Annotated in this window: 20 protein-coding genes; all 20 read left to right on the top strand. The window is 58.4% G+C overall.

Going from position 1 to position 19,007, the window contains the following annotated elements; all coding sequences use genetic code 11:
• The first annotated feature begins 559 nt into the window (after nt 1-559).
• The 20 genes from rpmH to ACYU03_RS25995 all read left to right on the top strand — a co-directional run bounded on the left by rpmH (nt 560) and on the right by ACYU03_RS25995 (nt 19,000).
• On the top strand, nt 560-694 hold the full coding sequence (rpmH, locus tag ACYU03_RS26090; protein WP_003253163.1) for a 50S ribosomal protein L34: 135 nt from the start codon (nt 560-562) through the stop codon (nt 692-694).
• Nucleotides 695-707: 13 nt separating this feature from the next.
• Nucleotides 708-1,112 (top strand): ribonuclease P protein component, encoded by a 405-nt coding sequence (rnpA, locus tag ACYU03_RS26085; RefSeq protein ID WP_461887477.1) that lies wholly within the window; start codon nt 708-710, stop codon nt 1,110-1,112.
• Nucleotides 1,105-1,350 carry a membrane protein insertion efficiency factor YidD gene (gene yidD / locus ACYU03_RS26080; RefSeq protein WP_082422780.1) on the top strand — a complete coding sequence of 82 codons (246 nt, stop codon included), beginning with the start codon at nt 1,105-1,107 and terminating at the stop codon, nt 1,348-1,350. The genes rnpA and yidD overlap by 8 nt, the downstream gene beginning before the upstream one ends.
• 2 nt (nt 1,351-1,352) lie before the next feature.
• Complete coding sequence (gene yidC, locus ACYU03_RS26075; RefSeq protein WP_461887476.1) at nt 1,353-3,035, top strand: membrane protein insertase YidC; 1,683 nt, start codon at nt 1,353-1,355, stop codon at nt 3,033-3,035.
• 85 nt (nt 3,036-3,120) lie between these two features.
• Nucleotides 3,121-4,491: a tRNA uridine-5-carboxymethylaminomethyl(34) synthesis GTPase MnmE gene (gene mnmE, locus ACYU03_RS26070; RefSeq protein WP_461887475.1), complete on the top strand. Its 1,371-nt coding sequence runs from the start codon at nt 3,121-3,123 to the stop codon at nt 4,489-4,491.
• Between the two features lie 575 nt (nt 4,492-5,066).
• Nucleotides 5,067-6,959 (top strand): tRNA uridine-5-carboxymethylaminomethyl(34) synthesis enzyme MnmG, encoded by a 1,893-nt coding sequence (gene mnmG, locus ACYU03_RS26065; RefSeq protein WP_461887474.1) that lies wholly within the window; start codon nt 5,067-5,069, stop codon nt 6,957-6,959.
• Entirely contained in the window at nt 6,956-7,606 is a 651-nt protein-coding gene (gene rsmG, locus ACYU03_RS26060) for a 16S rRNA (guanine(527)-N(7))-methyltransferase RsmG (RefSeq protein WP_461887473.1), read from the top strand. The genes mnmG and rsmG overlap by 4 nt, the downstream gene beginning before the upstream one ends.
• A gap of 18 nt (nt 7,607-7,624) precedes the next feature.
• Complete coding sequence (locus ACYU03_RS26055) at nt 7,625-8,416, top strand: ParA family protein (RefSeq protein ID WP_461887472.1); 792 nt, start codon at nt 7,625-7,627, stop codon at nt 8,414-8,416.
• Between the two features lie 9 nt (nt 8,417-8,425).
• On the top strand, nt 8,426-9,298 hold the full coding sequence (locus ACYU03_RS26050; RefSeq protein ID WP_461887471.1) for a ParB/RepB/Spo0J family partition protein: 873 nt from the start codon (nt 8,426-8,428) through the stop codon (nt 9,296-9,298).
• Between the two features lie 149 nt (nt 9,299-9,447).
• On the top strand, nt 9,448-9,855 hold the full coding sequence (locus tag ACYU03_RS26045) for a F0F1 ATP synthase subunit I (RefSeq protein WP_461887470.1): 408 nt from the start codon (nt 9,448-9,450) through the stop codon (nt 9,853-9,855).
• Between the two features lie 16 nt (nt 9,856-9,871).
• Entirely contained in the window at nt 9,872-10,741 is an 870-nt protein-coding gene (atpB, locus tag ACYU03_RS26040) for a F0F1 ATP synthase subunit A (protein WP_461887469.1), read from the top strand.
• A gap of 142 nt (nt 10,742-10,883) precedes the next feature.
• Entirely contained in the window at nt 10,884-11,141 is a 258-nt protein-coding gene (atpE, locus tag ACYU03_RS26035) for a F0F1 ATP synthase subunit C (RefSeq protein WP_003097235.1), read from the top strand.
• A gap of 57 nt (nt 11,142-11,198) precedes the next feature.
• Nucleotides 11,199-11,669: a F0F1 ATP synthase subunit B gene (locus ACYU03_RS26030; RefSeq protein ID WP_461887468.1), complete on the top strand. Its 471-nt coding sequence runs from the start codon at nt 11,199-11,201 to the stop codon at nt 11,667-11,669.
• A gap of 12 nt (nt 11,670-11,681) precedes the next feature.
• Nucleotides 11,682-12,218 (top strand): F0F1 ATP synthase subunit delta, encoded by a 537-nt coding sequence (locus ACYU03_RS26025; RefSeq protein ID WP_461887467.1) that lies wholly within the window; start codon nt 11,682-11,684, stop codon nt 12,216-12,218.
• 21 nt (nt 12,219-12,239) lie between these two features.
• On the top strand, nt 12,240-13,784 hold the full coding sequence (gene atpA, locus ACYU03_RS26020; RefSeq protein WP_461887466.1) for a F0F1 ATP synthase subunit alpha: 1,545 nt from the start codon (nt 12,240-12,242) through the stop codon (nt 13,782-13,784).
• A gap of 49 nt (nt 13,785-13,833) precedes the next feature.
• Nucleotides 13,834-14,694: a F0F1 ATP synthase subunit gamma gene (gene atpG, locus ACYU03_RS26015; protein WP_461887465.1), complete on the top strand. Its 861-nt coding sequence runs from the start codon at nt 13,834-13,836 to the stop codon at nt 14,692-14,694.
• Nucleotides 14,695-14,721: 27 nt separating this feature from the next.
• A complete protein-coding gene (gene atpD, locus ACYU03_RS26010; RefSeq protein WP_461887464.1) occupies nt 14,722-16,098 on the top strand; it encodes a F0F1 ATP synthase subunit beta in 1,377 nt (458 codons plus the stop codon).
• Nucleotides 16,099-16,142: 44 nt separating this feature from the next.
• Complete coding sequence (locus ACYU03_RS26005; RefSeq protein ID WP_461887463.1) at nt 16,143-16,568, top strand: F0F1 ATP synthase subunit epsilon; 426 nt, start codon at nt 16,143-16,145, stop codon at nt 16,566-16,568.
• Between the two features lie 115 nt (nt 16,569-16,683).
• Nucleotides 16,684-18,051 carry a bifunctional UDP-N-acetylglucosamine diphosphorylase/glucosamine-1-phosphate N-acetyltransferase GlmU gene (gene glmU, locus ACYU03_RS26000; RefSeq protein ID WP_461887462.1) on the top strand — a complete coding sequence of 456 codons (1,368 nt, stop codon included), beginning with the start codon at nt 16,684-16,686 and terminating at the stop codon, nt 18,049-18,051.
• Between the two features lie 181 nt (nt 18,052-18,232).
• Nucleotides 18,233-19,000, top strand: coding sequence for a DeoR/GlpR family DNA-binding transcription regulator (locus ACYU03_RS25995; protein ID WP_461887461.1), 768 nt, complete (start codon nt 18,233-18,235; stop codon nt 18,998-19,000).
• Nucleotides 19,001-19,007: the final 7 nt, after the last annotated feature.

Genomic DNA, 19,007 nt, shown 5'->3' with positions numbered 1-19,007 from the left:
GTGAGGCAAAAACAAGCCGCCATTGTACCGAGCAGGCGCTCAGTTATCCACATGCGGGTGTGACATGAACAATGTCAAATCAGCAAATTAGCGTCCGAAAAGCCATGGCTGGCATGTGAATAAGCTCTGTGGATAACCACCCCTGAGGTCTTTGCACAACCCGCCCTCGAAATCGGTGGATAACCTGCCTGTGGATAACGTGGCTTTTGCTCCACAGCTTTTCCGACGGTCCAGCACAGGTGGAGCACGCGTTACCGACAGAGTTATGATTCTCTGTACATGGCATACTTAAAGGCCTAAAGGCACTTATCCACAGAAAGTTATCCACTTAAGATCTATAGGTTCTTCAAAAAAGCTTTATATAACCTCTCTCTCTTTTTTTATGTTGAAGTACTGCGTGCCGCCTGGACAACCCGTTCCCCTCTGGTCCGATCCCGATGCCCTTCTATAAGGAAACGCTGGTTGGAAATTGACCTATGGGCTTGCTTTCTCTAGAATCGCCGATCTCTTAAAACGGGGGCCATTCCGGCCCGTTGTCGACGAACCCAGGTAACACGCCATGAAACGTACTTTCCAACCAAGCACCATCAAGCGCGCGCGCACTCACGGTTTCCGTGCCCGCATGGCCACCAAGAACGGCCGTGCTGTTCTGTCGCGTCGCCGTGCCAAAGGCCGTAAGCGTCTGGCCATTTGATTTTTCGGTATAGGTGGTGAGTCAGGACTTCAGTCGGGACAAGCGTCTGCTTACACCCCGGCACTTCAAAGCGGTCTTCGACTCCCCAACCGGCAAGGTTCCAGGGAAATGCCTGCTTATCCTTGCCCGCGAGAACGGTCTCGATCACCCACGCCTTGGGCTGGTGATCGGCAAGAAGAGCGTCAAGCTCGCCGTTCAACGCAATCGCCTGAAACGCCTGATGCGCGATTCCTTTCGCCTTAACCAGCAAATGCTTGTTGGCTGGGATATCGTGATCGTCGCGCGCAAGGGGTTGGGCGAGATAGAAAACCCAGAATTGCACCAACACTTTGGCAAGCTCTGGAAGCGCCTTGCACGCAGCCGGCCCTCTCCAGCGGTTAACGCCGATTCCGTAGGGGTAGACAGTCACGATGCGTAAACTGGCCCTCGTTCCGATCCAGTTTTACCGTTACGCCATTAGTCCACTGATGGCTAGTCACTGTCGTTTCTACCCCAGTTGCTCCTGTTACGCTTATGAAGCCATCGAAACGCATGGCCTTCTGCGTGGCGGGTGGCTAACCGTTCGTCGCCTGGGACGTTGTCATCCGTGGAACGACGGCGGTTTCGATCCGGTTCCGCCAGCTCCTTCCTCCCGAACTTCTTCGATAGCCGAGTAATCATGGATATTAAACGCACGATCCTGATCGTCGCCCTGGCAATCGTGTCCTACGTCATGGTCCTCAAGTGGAACCAGGACTATGGCCAGGCTGCCCTGCCGACTCAGAATACTGCTGCCAGCAATGTTGCCCCGGCACTGCCGGATACCCCGCAGGCCGGCAATACCGGTGCAAGTGCCGATGTGCCGAGCGCCAATGCTGAATCCAGCCCAGCCGAACTGGCCCCGGTTGTGGTCAGCAAGGACCTGATCCGGATCAAGACCGACGTCCTGGACCTGGCTATCGACCCTGTGGGCGGTGACATCGTCCAACTGAACCTGCCCCTGTACCCACGGCGCCAGGATCATCCGGATATTCCGTTCCAGCTGTTCGACAACGGTAACGAGCGTGTCTACCTGGCCCAGAGCGGTCTGACCGGCGTCAATGGCCCGGATGCCCGCTCCACCGGCCGCCCGCTGTACGCTGCAGAGCAGAAAAGTTATCAACTGGCTGATGGCCAGGAGCAGTTGGTCGTCGACCTGAAGTTCAGCGAGAACGGCGTCAACTACATCAAGCGCTTCAGTTTCAAGCGCGGTGAGTACGACCTGACTGTCAGCTACTTGATCGACAACCAGAGCGGTCAAGCTTGGACCGGCAACCTGTTTGCCCAGCTCAAGCGTGACGCTAGCTCCGATCCGTCTTCGAGCACTGCGACCGGCACTGCCACCTACCTGGGCGCCGCCCTGTGGACAAGTGCCGAGCCGTACAAGAAAGTGTCGATGAAGGACATCGACAAAGGCAGTCTGAAAGAAAATGTTTCCGGCGGCTGGGTAGCCTGGCTGCAGCACTACTTCGTGACCGCCTGGATCCCGAATAAGTCGGACAACAATCTCGTCCAGACCCGCAAGGACAGCCAGGGCAACTACATCATCGGCTACACCGGCCCGGCACTGAACGTCCCGGCTGGCGGCCAGGCCGAAACCAGCGCCATGCTGTATGCCGGCCCGAAGATCCAAGCCAAGCTCAAAGAGTTGTCCCCAGGCCTGGAGCTGACCGTCGACTACGGCATCCTCTGGTTCATTGCCCAGCCGATCTTCTGGCTGCTGCAACATATCCACAACCTGCTGGGTAACTGGGGCTGGTCGATCATTGTCCTGACCATGTTGATCAAGGGCCTGTTCTTCCCGCTCTCGGCCGCCAGCTACCGTTCGATGGCGCGCATGCGTGCAGTGGCTCCGAAACTGGCTTCGTTGAAAGAACAGTTCGGTGATGATCGCCAGAAGATGTCCCAGGCGATGATGGAGCTGTACAAGAAAGAGAAGATCAATCCGCTGGGCGGCTGCCTGCCGATCCTGGTGCAGATGCCGGTGTTCCTGGCCCTGTACTGGGTATTGCTGGAAAGCGTCGAGATGCGCCAGGCTCCGTGGATGTTCTGGATTACCGACCTGTCGATCAAGGATCCGTTCTTCATCCTTCCGATCATCATGGGCGCGACCATGTTCATCCAGCAGAGGCTGAACCCGACGCCACCGGATCCGATGCAGGCCAAGGTGATGAAAATGATGCCGATCATCTTCACCTTCTTCTTCCTGTGGTTCCCGGCGGGTCTCGTACTGTACTGGGTTGTGAACAACTGCTTGTCCATCGCTCAGCAGTGGTACATCACCCGCGGTATCGAAGCAGCTACCAAAAAAGCTGCCGCTTGATAGGCTGATCCTAGCCGGTGAATAAAAACGCCCCTCAGTGGGGCGTTTTTGCTATCTGTCGTTTTTGTCGTAGAGGCTTCCCAGCATGAATACTGTGCGTGAAACCATAGCCGCCATTGCCACCGCCCAGGGACGAGGAGGCGTCGGTATCGTGCGCTTGTCTGGCCCGCTGGCCAGCCAGGCCGGGCTGGCTATCACTGGGCGCGCGCTTACGCCCAGGCATGCCCATTACGGCCCTTTCAAGGCCGAGGACGGCCTGGTGCTGGATGAAGGCATCGCCTTGTTCTTCCCGGGCCCTAACTCGTTCACCGGTGAAGATGTGCTCGAACTGCAGGGCCACGGTGGTCCGGTGGTCATGGATATGCTCCTGCAGCGCTGCCTGCAACTGGGCTGCCGGCTGGCGCGTCCAGGTGAGTTCAGTGAACGTGCCTTCCTCAACGATAAGCTCGACCTGACGCAAGCCGAGGCGATTGCAGACCTGATCGAGGCCAGCTCGGCCCAGGCGGCGCGCAATGCATTGCGCTCGCTGCAGGGGGCGTTTTCCCGCCGTGTGGATAACCTCACCGAGGCGCTGATCGCTCTGCGGATCTACGTCGAGGCGGCCATCGACTTCCCTGAAGAAGAGATCGACTTCCTGGCGGACGGGCATGTTCTCAACATGCTAGATGCCGTGCGCAGCGGCTTGTCCACAGTACAACGCGAAGCCGGGCAGGGTGCTTTGCTGCGCGATGGCATGACCGTGGTGATCGCGGGCCGCCCGAATGCTGGCAAGTCCAGCCTGCTCAATGTACTTGCCGGCCGGGAAGCGGCCATTGTCACCGATATCGCCGGCACGACCCGGGATATCCTGCGCGAACATATCCACATCGATGGCATGCCCCTGCACGTAGTGGACACTGCAGGACTGCGTGACACCGACGACCATGTGGAAAAGATCGGCGTGGAGAGGGCACTCAAGGCCATTGGCGAAGCGGACCGCGTATTGCTGGTGGTCGACTCGACTGCTCCTGAAGCCAGCGATCCTTTTGCCTTGTGGCCAGAGTTCCTGGACCTGCGACCTGACCCGGCCAAGGTTACGCTGATTCGCAACAAGGCTGACCTCAGTGGTGAGACCGTTGCTCTGGAGCAGAGCGATGATGGCCATGTCACCATCACGTTGAGTGCAAAAGACGCTGACACGGGACTGGAGCTCCTTCGTGAGCACCTCAAGGCCTGTATGGGCTACGAGCAAACTGCTGAGAGCAGCTTCAGTGCGCGCCGGCGCCACCTAGAGGCCTTACGTCAGGCCAGTGCCCATCTGGAGCACGGACGCGCTCAGTTGACCTTGGCAGGGGCCGGCGAGCTGCTGGCCGAGGATCTGCGCCAGGCACAACAGGCGTTGGGGGAAATCACAGGGGCCTTCAGCTCTGACGACCTTCTCGGGCGGATCTTCTCCAGCTTCTGCATCGGTAAATAGCCCCTCCAGTCCGTTGGCGCTTGCTGAAGCGTCAGCGGCACGTCCTTCCCTGGCCGCGTCCGATCGGCCTTTGCCACATCCATCCACAGGCACACCTGCGGCCTGAATTCTTGGCGCGGCTCTAGCGCGAACGAAAATTCTCCACCTATCTCATTGGCTATCAGTGGGCTTTCGACTGGCTATTCACCGGCTAAGCCCTGTGGAAAAGTCGCCTTCAGCTCAGTTGATAACAGGGCCTCAAGGTTGGAGATAAAATCGCCTGTGGGTAACATGGCATTTAATCCACAGGTTTAAAGGCGTTATCCAGAACCCACAAGGGCAGTAGAACACAGGGTTTTGAATCTCTGTACATAGCGCAGTCAAAGGGCTGTGTGATGTTATCCACAGAATAGTGGGTGCATAAGAATAAACATAAAAATAAAGCTTTTATAAGATTTCTCTCTCTTGATTTCTATTACGGCCATTCATCCACAGCCTGGTCAAATTTTGCGCAAAAGGTTCCTTTAGGGGGGAGGAAGTCCCTATACTTGTCTGCTTACCTTTCTCTAATTCGCAAAACAGGCACGAGGTGCGTGGTGGATTTCCCTTCCCGTTTTGAAGTGATCGTCATCGGCGGCGGCCATGCCGGTACCGAGGCTGCGCTTGCGTCTGCACGCATGGGTGTGAAAACCCTGTTGCTGACCCATAACGTGGAAACCCTCGGTCACATGAGTTGCAACCCGGCCATTGGTGGTATCGGCAAGAGCCACTTGGTCAAGGAAATTGATGCGCTCGGCGGCGCGATGGCGCTGGCCACTGACAAGAGCGGCATCCAGTTCCGGGTTTTGAACAACCGCAAGGGCCCAGCCGTACGGGCTACCCGTGCCCAGGCGGACCGCGCCATCTACAAGGCAGTGGTACGAGAGATCCTGGAAAACCAGCCGAACCTGTGGATATTCCAGCAGTCCTGTGATGACCTGATTGTCGAGCAGGACCAGGTGCGCGGTGTGGTGACCCAGATGGGGCTGCGTTTCTTTGCCGACTCCGTGGTGTTGACCACCGGCACCTTCCTTGGCGGACTTATCCACATCGGTCTGCAGAATTACTCTGGCGGTCGCGCCGGTGATCCGCCCGCGATCGCCCTGGCGCACCGCCTTCGCGAATTGCCTCTGCGCGTCGGCCGACTGAAAACCGGTACCCCACCACGTATCGACGGCCGCTCTGTGGATTTCTCGGTCATGACCGAACAACCAGGCGATACGCCGATCCCGGTGATGTCGTTCATGGGCTCCGTCGAGATGCATCCGCGCCAAGTCAGTTGCTGGATTACCCACACCAATGCGCGCACTCACGAGATCATCGCCTCGAACCTCGACCGTTCGCCGATGTACTCCGGTGTGATCGAAGGCATCGGCCCGCGTTACTGCCCGTCGATCGAAGACAAGATCCATCGCTTTGCCGACAAGCAGAGCCACCAGGTGTTCATCGAACCGGAAGGCTTGAACACCCACGAGCTGTACCCCAACGGTATCTCCACCTCGCTGCCGTTCGACGTGCAATTGGAGATCGTCCGTTCGATCAGCGGTATGGAGAACGCCCATATCGTGCGTCCAGGCTATGCCATCGAATATGACTACTTCGATCCGCGTGACCTGAAGTACAGCCTGGAGACCAAGGTCATTGGCGGCTTGTTCTTCGCCGGCCAGATCAACGGCACCACCGGTTACGAGGAAGCCGGTGCCCAGGGGCTACTCGCCGGGACCAACGCGGCACTGCGTGCGCAAGGTCGTGATAGCTGGTGCCCGCGCCGTGACGAGGCCTATATCGGTGTTCTGGTCGACGACCTGATTACCTTGGGTACCCAAGAGCCGTACCGCATGTTCACATCGCGCGCCGAGTACCGGCTGATTCTGCGTGAAGACAATGCGGACCTGCGCCTGACCGAGAAAGGCCGCGAGCTTGGTTTGATCGATGACCAGCGTTGGGAAGCCTTCTGCGCCAAGCGCGAAGGCATCGAACGTGAAGAACAGCGGTTGAAATCCACCTGGGTCCGTCCAGATACCCCGCAAGGCCAGGCCATCAGCGAAAAATTCGGTACCCCGCTGAGCCATGAATACAACCTTCTCAGCCTGTTGACCCGCCCGGAAGTCGACTACGCCGGCTTGGTTGAGGTGACCGGTGGCGAAGTCGCGGACCCGCAAGTGGCTGAGCAGGTCGAGATCAAGACCAAATACGCCGGTTACATCGACCGGCAGCAGGAAGAAATCGCCCGGCTGCGCGCCAGTGAAGACACCCGCCTGCCCGCTGATATCGACTACAGCGTGATCGCTGGCCTGTCCAAGGAAATCCAGAGCAAGCTTGGCCAGACCCGTCCGGAAACCCTGGGTCAGGCTTCGCGTATCCCCGGCGTGACCCCGGCGGCGATTTCCCTGTTGTTGATTCACCTGAAAAAACGCGGCGCAGGCCGCGAGTTGGAGCAAAGCGCTTGAGTTCCTTGGTCACCCCGCAACATGCCGAAGAGTTGTCCACAGGCGCGCGCCAGCTCGGTGTCGAGCTGAGCGAGCGGCAACATGAACAACTGCTGGCCTACCTGGCCCTGTTGATCAAATGGAACAAGGCATACAACCTCACTGCTGTGCGCGATCCGGACGAGATGGTGTCGCGGCACCTGCTCGACAGCCTCAGCATCATGCCGTTTATCCACAGCGAGAGCCCGCGCTGGCTGGATGTCGGCAGCGGCGGTGGTATGCCCGGCATTCCATTGGCTATCCTGCATCCGAACAAGCAGGTCACGGTGCTGGACAGCAACGGCAAGAAAACTCGCTTCCTGACCCAGGTGAAACTGGAGCTCAAGCTGGACAACCTTGAGGTTATCCACAAGCGGGTCGAAGAGTTTCAGCCGGCCCAACCGTTCACCGGAATCATTTCCCGTGCCTTCAGCAGCATGGAGAACTTCACCAACTGGACGCGGCATCTGGGAGACACCCAGACGGAGTGGCTGGCAATGAAAGGTCTGCATCCAGCTGACGAACTGGTAGCATTGCCGCAAGACTTCACAGTGGAGAGCGAGCAGGCCTTGACCGTTCCGGGTTGCCAAGGCCAGCGCCATCTGCTGATACTGCGCCGCACGGCATGACTGGGAACACACGCAACAATGGCTAAGGTATTCGCAATCGCGAACCAGAAAGGTGGTGTGGGCAAGACCACCACCTGTATCAATCTCGCCGCATCGCTGGTTGCGACCAAGCGACGCGTGCTGCTGATCGATCTCGATCCACAGGGCAACGCCACTATGGGCAGTGGTGTGGATAAACACGTCCTGGAACATTCGGTCTATGACCTGTTGATCGGTGAATGCGACCTGACCCAGGCCATGCACTTCTCCGAGCACGGCGGCTACCAACTGCTGCCGGCCAACCGCGACCTGACTGCCGCGGAAGTGGTGCTGCTGGAAATGCAGATGAAAGAGAGCCGCCTACGCACCGCGCTGGCGCCGATCCGCGACAACTACGACTACATCCTTATCGATTGCCCACCTTCGCTGTCGATGCTGACCCTCAATGCCCTGGTCGCTGCCGATGGCGTAATTATCCCCATGCAGTGCGAGTACTACGCACTGGAAGGTTTGAGCGACCTTGTGGATAACATCAAGCGCATCGCTGCGCGGCTCAATCCGGAGCTGAAGATCGAAGGTCTGCTGCGGACCATGTACGACCCTCGCCTGAGCCTGAACAACGATGTATCCGCACAGCTCAAGGAACATTTCGGCAACCAGCTGTACGACACGGTGATTCCGCGCAATATCCGTCTGGCTGAGGCGCCAAGCTTCGGTATGCCTGCCTTGGCCTACGACAAGCAATCGCGTGGCGCATTGGCCTATCTTGCCCTGGCCGGGGAACTGGTGCGCCGTCAACGCCGTCAATCACGCACTGCACAAACAACTTAAGGAATCCGCATGGCCGTTAAGAAACGGGGTCTCGGACGTGGGTTGGATGCACTGCTCAGTGGTCCTACCGTCAGCACGCTCCAAGAGCAGGCTGTCAGGGCCGACCAGAAGGAACTGCAACACCTGCCGGTCGAGCTCATCGAGCGCGGCAAGTACCAGCCGCGCCGCGACATGGACCCGCAAGCCCTGGAAGAACTCGCCCACTCGATCCGCAGCCAGGGTGTGATGCAACCGATCGTGGTTCGTCCGATCGGCGAAAACCGCTACGAGATCATCGCTGGCGAGCGGCGCTGGCGCGCGACCCAGCAGGCCGGCCTGGACACCATCCCGGCAATGGTCCGTGAAGTGCCGGACGAGGCCGCCATCGCCATGGCGCTGATCGAAAACATCCAGCGCGAGGATCTCAATCCCCTGGAGGAGGCCCTGGCGCTTCAGCGCCTGCAGCAGGAGTTCGAATTGACCCAGCAGCAGGTGGCCGATGCCGTCGGCAAGTCGCGGGTTACCGTGGCCAACCTGCTGCGCCTGATCTCGCTGCCGGAGGAGATCAAGACCATGCTTGCCCATGGCGACCTGGAGATGGGCCACGCCCGCGCCTTGCTCGGGCTGGCGGAAGAACAGCAGGTCGAGGGGGCGCGTCATGTTGTCGCACGTGGTCTGACCGTGCGCCAGACTGAGGCATTGGTGCGCCAATGGCTCAATGGCAAACCTGATCCGGTCGAACCAGCCAAACCTGATCCGGATATCACCCGCCTTGAACAGCGTCTCGCAGAGCGCCTGGGCTCGTCGGTACAGATACGTCATGGCAACAAAGGCAAAGGACAATTGGTTATTCGCTACAACTCGCTCGATGAGTTGCAAGGCGTCCTTGCTCACATTCGCTGAAACAATTCCCGTTGTAGCGCGCAGTCGGAAATCACTACCCAATAGTTGAATAGGGGTTAAAGCACCCCTATACTCTGCGCGCATTTTGTCGGCACAAATTATGCCAAGTCGTTGCTGACTTGAGGGTCGACTTTCGAGGAGCAGTTGTGATGGAAACCCGCACGCCAAACCGCTTGCCTTTCCATCGCTGGGCGGTTTTTCCGGTACTGCTGGCTCAATGTATCGTGTTTCTGCTGGCAACTTTGGTGTTGTGGCAGTGGCAAGGCGCGGTCAGCGGATATTCAGGCCTCTGTGGAGGGTTGATTGCCTGGCTGCCCAATGTGTATTTCGCCTGGAAGGCTTTTCGCTATAGCGGGGCCAGGGCAGCGCAGGCCATCGTCAAGTCGTTTTACGCAGGCGAGGCAGGCAAATTGATTTTGACGGCAGTGCTGTTCGCACTGACCTTCGCAGGAGTGAAGCCACTGGCGCCGTTAGCAGTCTTCGGCGTCTTCCTGCTGACCCTACTGGTCAGCTGGTTCGCGCCCCTGCTGATGAATACAAGACTTTCGAGACCTTAGGGCGTTTGAGGCAACCATGGCAGCAGAAACCGCTTCGGGCTATATCCAGCACCACTTGCAGAACCTGACCTACGGTCAACTACCAGACGGCACATGGGGCTTTGCCCACTCTGCCGCAGAAGCCAAAGAAATGGGCTTCTGGGCGTTCCACGTGGACACCCTGGGTTGGTCCTTCGCATTGGGTCTGATCTTCATCTTCCTGTTCCGCATGGCGGCGAAGAAGGCGACCTCCGGTCAGCCTGGCGGCCTGCAGAACTTCGTAGAGGTGCTGGTCGAGTTCGTCAACGGTAGCGTCAAGGACTCCTTCCACGGCCGCAGCGCGGTCATTGCCCCGTTGGCCCTGACCATCTTCGTCTGGGTGTTCCTGATGAACGCCGTCGACCTGGTTCCGGTCGACTGGATTCCTCAGCTGGCCATCCTGATCTCTGGCGATCCGCACATTCCGTTCCGTGCCGTATCGACCACCGACCCGAACGCGACCCTGGCCATGGCCTTCTGCGTGTTCGCGTTGATCATCTTCTACAGCATCAAGGTCAAGGGGCTGGGCGGCTTCCTCGGTGAACTGACCCTGCACCCGTTCGGCAGCAAGAACATCTTCGTTCAGATCCTGCTGATCCCGGTGAACTTCCTGCTCGAATTCGTCACCCTGATCGCCAAACCGATCTCGTTGGCCCTGCGTCTGTTCGGCAACATGTACGCCGGCGAACTGGTGTTCATCCTGATCGCGGTGATGTTCGGTGCCGGCCTGCTCTGGCTCAGCGGCCTGGGCGTGGTGCTGCAGTGGGCGTGGGCTGTGTTCCACATCCTGATCATCACCCTGCAAGCATTCATCTTCATGATGCTCACCATCGTCTACCTGTCGATGGCTCACGAAGATAACCATTAAGACCGCCTGGCGTGTCTGATAGCCTTCCCGCCGGTCTTGGGGGAGGGCTGAAAAAGTCCGCAAGGGCAGTTGTACAAAACGATTTGTTTTACCGCTTCAAACTAAAAACCTAACCAATACGACGTAAAAGTCGGGAGGAAAGATGGAAACTGTAGTTGGTCTTACCGCTATCGCTGTTGCTCTGCTGATCGGTCTGGGTGCTCTGGGCACCGCCATTGGTTTCGGCCTGCTGGGCGGCAAGTTCCTGGAAGGTGCTGCTCGCCAGCCAGAAATGGTTCCAATGCTGCAAGTGAAGATGTTCATCGTTGCCGGTCTGCTCGACGCCGTAACCATGATCGGTGTTGGTATCGCTCTGTTCTTCACCTTCGCGAACCCCTTCGTTGGTCAGATCGCTGGCTAATCACTCGATCATTCGAGTTGATTGGTGTGATGGACAAAGAACGAGCGAGGTGTTGGCGTGAATATTAATGCAACCCTGATTGGCCAGTCCGTTGCGTTCTTAATCTTTGTGCTGTTCTGCATGAAGTTCGTGTGGCCTCCGGTCATCACGGCTTTGCAAGAACGCCAGAAAAAGATCGCGGATGGACTGGACGCTGCCAACCGAGCAGCTCGCGACCTGGAGCTGGCCCAAGATAAAGCGGGTCAGCAACTGCGTGAAGCGAAGGCCCAGGCAGCCGAAATCATTGAGCAAGCAAAGAAACGCGGTGCTCAGATCGTCGAGGAAGCCCGTGACCAGGCCCGCGTCGAAGCTGACCGTGTGAAGGCTCAGGCTCAGGCCGAGATCGAACAGGAACTGAACGGCGTCAAAGACGCGCTGCGCGCCCAAGTGGGTAGCCTGGCCGTCAACGGTGCTGAAAAGATCCTTGGCGCCACAATCGATCAAAACGCGCATGCGGAGCTGGTTAACAAACTGGCCGCTGAAATTTAAGCGAGGGCGATCATGGCAGAACTGACCACGTTGGCCCGACCTTACGCTAAGGCTGCCTTTGAGCATGCCCAGGCCCATCAGCAGCTGGCCAATTGGTCAGCCATGCTCGGCCTGGCTGCTGCGGTGTCGAAAGACGACACCATGCAGCGCCTGCTCAAGGCCCCGCGACTGACGAGCGCAGAAAAGGCCGCCGCTTTCATTGAAGTGTGCGGTGACAAGTTCGATGCACAGGCACAGAATTTCATTCATGTTGCCGCGGAAAATGGCCGTCTCCTGCTGTTGCCGGAGATTTCGGCTTTGTTCGACCTGTACAAGGCCGAGCAGGAAAAGTCCGTGGACGTGGAAGTCACCAGTGCTTTTGCGTTGAACCAAGAACAGCAAGACAAACTCGCCAAGGTTCTCAGTGCACGGCTCAGCCGGGAAGTGCGCCTGCATGCGTCGGAGGATGCCAGCCTGATCGGCGGCGTCGTGATCCGCGCCGGCGACCTGGTAATCGATGGCTCCGTTCGCGGCAAGATCGCGAAACTGGCCGAAGCATTGAAATCTTGAGTTTGAAGGGGCAGCAGAGCAATGCAGCAACTCAATCCTTCCGAAATTAGTGAAATCATCAAGGGCCGCATCGACAATCTCGATGTCGCCTCTCAAGCCCGCAACGAAGGTACCGTCGTCAGCGTTTCTGACGGTATCGTGCGGATCCACGGTCTGGCCGACGTCATGTACGGCGAAATGATCGAGTTTCCGGGTGGCGTGTACGGTATGGCCCTCAACCTGGAGCAAGACTCCGTTGGTGCGGTAGTACTGGGCGCATACGACACCCTCGCCGAAGGCATGAGCGCCAAGTGCACTGGCCGCATCCTCGAAGTTCCGGTTGGTAAGGAACTGCTGGGTCGCGTTGTCGACGCACTGGGTAACCCAATCGACGGCAAAGGCCCACTGGGCAACACCGAGACCGACGCGGTCGAGAAAGTTGCTCCGGGAGTGATCTGGCGTAAGTCGGTAGACCAGCCTGTACAGACTGGCTACAAGTCCGTCGACGCCATGATCCCGGTCGGCCGTGGCCAGCGTGAGCTGATCATTGGTGACCGTCAGATCGGTAAGACCGCCATGGCGGTTGACGCCATCATCAACCAGAAAGACAGCGGTATTTTCTGTGTTTATGTAGCCGTCGGCCAAAAGCGTTCCACCGTTGCCAACATCGTTCGCAAGCTGGAAGAAAACGGCGCCCTGGCCAACACCATCGTGGTGGTTGCCAGTGCTTCGGAATCCGCCGCTCTGCAATTCCTGGCGCCATACGCCGGTTGCACCATGGGCGAGTTCTTCCGTGACCGCGGTGAAGACGCGCTGATCGTATACGATGACCTGTCCAAGCAGGCCGTTGCTTATCGTCAGATCTCCCTGCTGCTGCGCCGTCCACCAGGACGTGAAGCGTACCCAGGCGACGTGTTCTATCTCCACTCCCGTCTGCTGGAGCGTGCATCGCGCGTTTCCGAAGAGTACGTCGAGAAGTTCACCAACGGCGCTGTAACTGGCAAAACCGGTTCCCTGACCGCGCTGCCGATCATCGAAACCCAGGCTGGCGACGTTTCCGCGTTCGTTCCGACCAACGTGATTTCCATCACCGACGGTCAGATCTTCCTGGAATCGGCCATGTTCAACTCGGGCATCCGCCCAGCAGTGAACGCCGGTGTTTCGGTATCCCGCGTAGGTGGTGCCGCTCAGACCAAGATCATCAAGAAGCTCTCTGGTGGTATCCGTACCGCCCTGGCTCAGTACCGTGAACTGGCTGCATTCGCCCAGTTCGCTTCTGACCTGGACGAAGCCACCCGCAAGCAGCTCGAGCACGGTCAACGTGTTACCGAGCTGATGAAGCAGAAGCAATACGCTCCAATGTCCATCGCGGACATGGCGCTGTCGCTGTATGCCGCTGAGCGTGGGTTCCTGACCGACGTTGAAATCGCCAAGGTCGGTAGCTTCGAACAAGCGCTGATCGCCTACTTCAATCGTGATCACGCCGAACTGATGGCCAAGATCAACGTGAAGGGTGACTTCAACGACGAAATCGACGCTGGCATCAAAGCCGGTATCGAGAAGTTCAAGGCCACCCAAACCTGGTAAGCCGCGGTGGGGGTTTCTGGCCCCCGCTTGCTAACCTGATAGGTGATACATGGCAGGCGCAAAAGAGATTCGCAGTAAGATTGCGAGCATCAAAAGCACGCAAAAAATTACCAGCGCCATGGAAAAAGTGGCGGTCAGCAAGATGCGCAAGGCTCAAATGCGCATGGCTGCTAGCCGTCCTTATGCGGAGCGTATCCGCCAGGTGATCGGTCATCTGGCCAACGCCAACCCGGAATACCGCCACCCGTTCATGATCGAGCGTGATGTAAAGCGCGTCGGTTATGTCGTAGTGAGCAGTGACCGTGGTCTGTGCGGTGGCTTGAACACCAACCTGTTCAAGGCCCTGGTCAAGGACATGAATGCCAACCGCGAGCAGGGTATCGAAATCGACCTGTGCGTAGTCGGCAGCAAGGGTGCGGCGTTTTTCCGCAGCTTCGGCGGTAACGTCGTTGCAGCGATCAGCCACCTGGGCGAAGAGCCGTCGATCAATGATCTGATCGGCAGCGTCAAGGTCATGCTGGACGCTTACCTGGACGGTCGTATCGACCGCCTGTCCGTGGTGTCGAACAAGTTCATCAATACCATGACGCAACAACCGACGGTCGAGCAGTTGGTACCGTTGGTGGCAACCCCGGATCAAGAACTCAAGCACCACTGGGACTACCTCTACGAACCTGACGCCAAGGAGCTGCTGGACGGCTTGATGGTGCGTTACGTGGAGTCGCAGGTCTACCAGGCGGTGGTCGAGAACAACGCGGCCGAACAGGCTGCCCGGATGATCGCCATGAAGAATGCCACAGACAACGCCGGTGACCTGATCAGCGACCTCCAGCTGATCTACAACAAGGCGCGTCAGGCTGCGATCACCCAGGAGATCTCGGAAATCGTCGGCGGCGCTGCCGCGGTTTAACGGTTCAAATATTCAGAGGATCCAGCTATGAGTAGCGGACGTATCGTTCAGATCATCGGCGCCGTCATCGACGTGGAATTCCCACGCGACGCCGTGCCGAGTGTTTATAACGCGCTGAAAGTTCAAGGCGCGGAAACCACCCTGGAAGTTCAGCAGCAGCTGGGCGACGGCGTGGTTCGTACTATTGCGATGGGCTCGACCGAAGGCTTGAAGCGCGGTCTGGACGTTTCCGACACGGGCGCAGCCATTTCCGTACCAGTCGGTAAAGCGACCCTGGGCCGTATCATGGACGTCCTCGGTAACCCGATCGACGAAGCCGGCCCAATCGGTGAAGAAGAGCGCTGGGGTATCCACCGCGACGCTCCTTCCTTCGCTGACCAGGCAGGCGGCAACGACCTGCTGGAAACCGGCATCAAGGTTATCGACCTGGTTTGCCCGTTCGCCAAGGGTGGTAAGGTTGGTCTGTTCGGTGGTGCCGGTGTCGGTAAGACCGTAAACATGATGGAACTGATCCGTAACATCGCCATCGAGCACAGCGGTTATTCCGTGTTCGCCGGTGTGGGTGAGCGTACTCGTGAGGGTAACGACTTCTACCACGAGATGAAGGATTCCAACGTTCTGGACAAGGTTGCCCTGGTCTACGGTCAGATGAACGAGCCACCAGGAAACCGTCTGCGCGTAGCGCTGACCGGTCTGACCATGGCTGAGAAGTTCCGTGACGAAGGTAACGACGTTCTGCTGTTCGTCGACAACATCTACCGTTACACCCTGGCCGGTACCGAAGTATCCGCACTGCTGGGCCGTATGCCTTCGGCAGTAGGTTACCAGCCGACCCTGGCTGAAGAGATGGGCGTTCTGCAAGAGCGCATCACCTCCACCAAGGAAGGTTCGATCACCTCGATCCAGGCCGTATACGTACCTGCGGACGACTTGACCGACCCGTCGCCAGCGACCACCTTCGCCCACTTGGACGCCACTGTCGTACTGTCCCGTGACATCGCCTCCCTGGGTATCTACCCAGCGGTCGACCCACTGGACTCGACTTCCCGTCAGCTGGACCCGAACGTGATCGGCGTCGAGCACTACGAGACCGCTCGTGGCGTTCAGTACGTGCTGCAGCGTTACAAAGAGCTGAAGGACATCATTGCGATCCTCGGTATGGACGAACTGTCCGAAACCGACAAGCAACTGGTTGCCCGTGCTCGTAAGATCCAGCGCTTCCTGTCCCAGCCGTTCTTCGTGGCCGAAGTCTTCACTGGCTCGCCAGGCAAGTACGTTTCGCTGAAAGACACTATCGCTGGCTTCAGCGGCATCCTCAAGGGTGATTACGACCACCTGCCAGAGCAGGCGTTCTACATGGTCGGCAGCATCGACGAAGCGATCGAGAAAGCCAAGAAACTGTAATCCAGGCGCCCCGCAAGGGGCGCTAACCAGGTTGAGGCAAGCAGATGGCTATGACAGTCCATTGCGATATCGTCAGTGCGGAAGGGGAAATTTTCTCCGGTCTGGTCGAGATGGTAGTTGCGCACGGTAACCTGGGTGATCTTGGCATCGCCCCAGGCCACGCGCCGCTGATCACCAATCTCAAGCCGGGTCCGATCACGCTGACCAAGCAGGGTGGCGACCGTGAGGTGTTCTACATCTCCGGTGGTTTCCTCGAAGTGCAGCCGAACATGGTCAAGGTGCTTGCCGATACCGTGCAACGTGCTGCAGACCTGGACGAGGCTTCCGCTCAGGATGCCGTCAAGGCCGCCGAGAAGGCCCTGCATGAAAAAGGCGCGGATTTCGACTACAGTGCCGCGTCCGCACGCCTGGCCGAGGCCGCAGCCCAGCTGCGCACCGTCCAGCAGATCCGCAAGAAGTACGGCGGCTGATACCGTTCGCTTCAGGCAGATTGAGAAAAGGGGTAGCCATCGGCTACCCTTTTTCTTTTTTCGTCATTCATCTTCCGGTCATTTTCGCTGACCGCCCAGGATTGGTAGCCAGTCAATGTCACTCGATATCGTTATTCTCGCCGCAGGCCAAGGGACTCGCATGCGTTCCGCGCTGCCCAAGGTCCTGCACCCCGTTGCTGGCAACTCCATGCTTGGCCACGTTATTCATACTGCGCGTCAGTTGCAGCCCCAGGGTATCCACGTGGTCATAGGCCACGGCGCTGAGCTGGTGCGCGAGCGTCTGGCCGCTGATGATCTGAATTTCGTGCTCCAGGATAAACAACTCGGCACCGGCCATGCCGTAGCCCAGGCGCTGCCAGCCTTGAGTGCCGATACCGTACTGATCCTCTACGGTGATGTGCCACTGATCGAAGTAGAGACCTTGCAACGGTTGCTGGCCAAGGTCAGCGCCGAGCAACTGGGGCTGCTCACCGTCAACCTTGATGATCCAACCGGCTACGGACGCATAGTTCGCGATGAAAAGGGCCAGGTGGCGGCGATCGTCGAGCACAAAGACGCTAGCGAAGCACAGAAAGCCATCAAGGAAGGCAATACCGGTATTCTCGCGGTGCCAGCAGCGCGTCTTGCCGACTGGCTTGGCCGCCTGTCCAACGACAATGCGCAGGGCGAGTACTACCTGACCGACGTGATTGCGATGGCGGTGGGCGACGGTCTGGTGGTTGCCACCGAACAGCCGCAGGACCCGATGGAAGTGCAGGGTGCCAACGACCGTCGCCAACTGGCTGAGCTCGAGCGCCACTACCAGCTGCGTGAGGGGCGTCGCTTGATGGCCCAAGGCGTGACCCTGCGAGATCCGGCGCGTTTCGATGTGCGTGGCGAGGTGAGGGTTGGTCGCGATGTACTGATCGATATCAACGTCATTCTCGAGGGCACGGTGATCATCGAGGACGATGTACAGATTGGACCGAATTGCGTCATCAAGAACAGCACCTTGCGCAAGGGGGTGGTGGTCAAGGCCAATAGCCACCTGGAAGGCGCGGTGCTGGGTGAAGGCAGCGATGCGGGCCCATTCGCCCGCCTGCGTCCTGGCAGCGTACTGGAAGCCCGCGCCCATGTGGGTAACTTTGTCGAACTGAAGAACGCCCACCTCGGCGAGGGTGCCAAGGCCGGACATCTGACATACCTGGGCGATGCTGAAGTCGGTGCCCGCACCAATATTGGCGCTGGCACCATTACCTGCAACTATGACGGTGCCAACAAGTTCAAGACCGTACTGGGCGAGGATGTCTTCATCGGCTCCAACAACTCGTTGGTCGCGCCTGTGGAAATCCAGGCGGGCGCGACCACTGCGGCGGGTTCGACCATTACCCAGGCTGTCGAGGTCAAGCAGCTGGCTGTTGCGCGTGCCCGCCAACGCAACATCGACGGTTGGAAGCGGCCAGAGAAGCTGAAGAAGCAATAAGCTATCCACAGCCGAACCTAAAAAGCCGACTTATGTGAATAAGTCGGCTTTTTCTTTGCGCCGCTGCCAAGCCCTGTGGATCAAGTTATCCACATTCGAGATTTGTCTGTTCAGCTTGACGAGATGCGTACTTTAGGTTTTGATTGCAATCATTATCTTTCGAATCGAAACTTAAAGCGCCATGTCGAAACGTAACACTCCACAACGCCGCCATAACATCCTGGCTCTGCTCAATGAACAGGGCGAGGTGAGTGTCGACGCATTGGCCAAGCGTTTCGAAACCTCGGAAGTGACCATCCGCAAGGATCTCGCTGCGCTGGAAGCCAATGGCTTGTTGCTGCGCCGCTATGGTGGGGCGGTGACCATGCCGCAGGAGCTGATCAGCGACCCGGCTCAACCAGTGTCCCTCTACAAACAGGCGATCGCGCGGGCGGCGGTAGGCCGCATCCGCGAGCATGCCCGGATTATCATCGACAGTGGCAGCACCACTGCGGCAATGATTCCCGAGCTGGGGCATCAGCCAGGCCTGGTGGTCATGACCAATTCGCTGAATGTCGCCCGCGCCCTGAGCGAACTGGAGCACGAACCGGTGCTGCTGATGACGGGAGGCACCTGGGACCCGCATTCGGAGTCGTTCCAGGGTCAGGTCGCCGAGCAGGTACTACGCTCTTACGATTTCGACCAACTCTTCATCGGTGCCGACGGCATCGACCTGGAGCGCGGTACGACGACCTTCAACGAACTGCTCGGCCTGAGCCGGGTCATGGCGGAAGCGGCCCGTGAGGTGATCGTGATGGTCGAGTCCGACAAGGTCGGGCGAAAGATCCCGAACGTCGAGCTGCCTTGGAGCAGCGTGAACACCCTGATTACAGATGAACGCTTGCCTGCCGAGGTACGCGAACACATTCAAGCCCGCGGCATCAACTTGATCTGCGCCGCTATCAGCTAGGAGCAAC

This window comes from Pseudomonas sp. X10, assembly GCF_054889225.1.
The sequence above is the reverse complement of the archived record's forward strand: the minus strand, read 5'-3'. Positions and strand labels throughout refer to the sequence as shown.